Below are 1,944 nucleotides of genomic sequence, written 5' to 3'. Positions count from 1 at the left end.
TTGTCGCTGTAATCCACCGGGCAATCGATAAGGTGAACGCCGGGCGTGTTCAGGCAATGCGCCATCAGGCCGGGCAGCATGTCGGCACTGGTGACGCGGTGGCCGTGGGCGCCATAGGCCTCGGCATATTTGACGAAATCCGGGTTGCCATATTCCAGCCCCCAATCCTTGAAGCCCATATTGGCCTGTTTCCAGCGGATCATGCCATAACTGCCATCGTTCAGGATCAGCACGGTGATGTTGAGGTTCAGGCGAACCGCCGTCTCCATCTCCTGACTGTTCATCATGAAACCGCCATCGCCGCAGATCGCCATCACCTTGGCGTGGGGATAGACCATGTTCGACGCCATCGCGCTGGGCAGCCCGGCCCCCATGGTGGCCAGCGCGTTATCCAGCAGCACGGTGTTGGGGTGATAGGCGGTGTAATTGCGGGCGAACCAGATTTTATACACGCCGTTGTCCAGCGCGATGATGCCATCGTCGGGCATCACCTTGCGGATCTCGTTCACCAGATATTGCGGATAGATCGGGAAGCGCTGATCGCCCACCGCAGCGTCACGATGTGCCACCTCGGCGGCACGCGCCGCCAGCATGTCGGCAAAATCCCAGTGCGGCTGGACACGGATCGCCTCTTTCAATTGCCACACGGCGTTGGCGATATCTCCGATCACTTCGATCTGCGGATAATAGACCGGGTCAACCTCTGCCGAACGGAAGCTCATGTGGATAACGGTAGTGGAGTCGCCCGCCATGAAAAACGGTGGCTTTTCAATCACATCGTGACCGATGTTGACGATGACATCGGCGCGGCGAATGGCAGCGTGAACGAAATCCCCGGCCGAAAGCGCCGCACAGCCCAGGAACTGCGGGTGACGTTCATCGATCACGCCCTTGCCCAATTGCGTGGTCAGGAACGGAATGCCTGTTTTTTCAACGACTTCTAGCAGCATCTTGCTGGTCATGGTGCGGTTGGCGCCGGCGCCGATCACCAATATCGGTGATTTCGCCGCCTCGATGGCACGCACGGCGGCCAGCACGGCCTTGGCATCCGCCAGTGGCCGGCGGGCATAGCTTGGCTTGAACGGCACTGCGTCGGTGGGATCGTGGGCGATATCCTCCGGCAGCTCCAGATGCGCGGCGCCAGGCTTTTCCTCCTGCGCCAACCGAAAGGCTTCGCGGGTGCGGGCCGGGATATTGTCGGCGCTGGCCAGTTGGTGGGTGTATTTGGTGATAGGCCGCATCATGTCGACCACGTCCAGAATCTGGAACCGGCCCTGCTTGGATTTCTTGATCGGCTTTTGGCCGGTGATCATCAGCATCGGCATGCCGCCCAGAAAGGCATAGGCCGCCGCCGTGACGAAATTGGTCGCCCCCGGCCCCAATGTGGCCACACACACGCCGGCCTTGCCGGTGTGGCGGCCATAGGTGGCGGCCATGAAACCCGCGCCCTGTTCGTGGCGGGTAAGGATCAGCTTGATCTTCGTCGACCGCTGGAGGCTGTCGAGGAAATCCAGATTTTCCTCGCCCGGCACGCCGAACACATATTCGCAGCCTTCTTCCTCAAGGCATTGCACCAGCAGATCAGAGGCCTTGGTCATCGTTCATTCTCCGTGAATCGGCGCTTGCTGTTGCGAGGAGGGTTCAAACCACCCCGAACGCCAGCATGGCATCGGCCACCTTCTTGAAGCCGGCAATGTTGGCGCCCTTCACATAATCGGTGTGGCCATCGGCGGAGCGGCCATATTCGATGCAGCGATCGTGGATGCCGGACATGATGTCCTTCAGCATCTCCTGCAGCTCCTCTTCCTTCCAGCTCATGCGGGCCGAATTCTGGCTCATTTCAAGGCCCGAAACGGCCACCCCGCCCGCGTTGGACGCCTTGCCGGGCGCATAGAGAATCCGCGCCGCCTTGAAGATGTGCACACCGTCCAGATCGGTGGGCAT

At 60.5% G+C, this 1,944-nt stretch carries 1 protein-coding gene and 1 pseudogene; both read right to left on the bottom strand.

The window, feature by feature from the left end:
• Positions 1 to 1,598: acetolactate synthase large subunit (locus RMO81_RS13800; protein ID WP_310476470.1), on the bottom strand; the 1,598-nt coding region annotated here is incomplete at its 3' end.
• A 43-nt stretch (positions 1,599 to 1,641) separates the two neighbouring features.
• Positions 1,642 to 1,944: pseudogene (locus RMO81_RS13795) on the bottom strand (glutamate dehydrogenase); the annotation flags it as partial.

The organism is Sandarakinorhabdus sp. (assembly GCF_031422795.1).
In the GTDB taxonomy this organism is placed as follows: Bacteria; Pseudomonadota; Alphaproteobacteria; order Sphingomonadales; family Sphingomonadaceae; genus Sandarakinorhabdus.
This window is presented reverse-complemented; position numbering and strand designations above follow the sequence as displayed.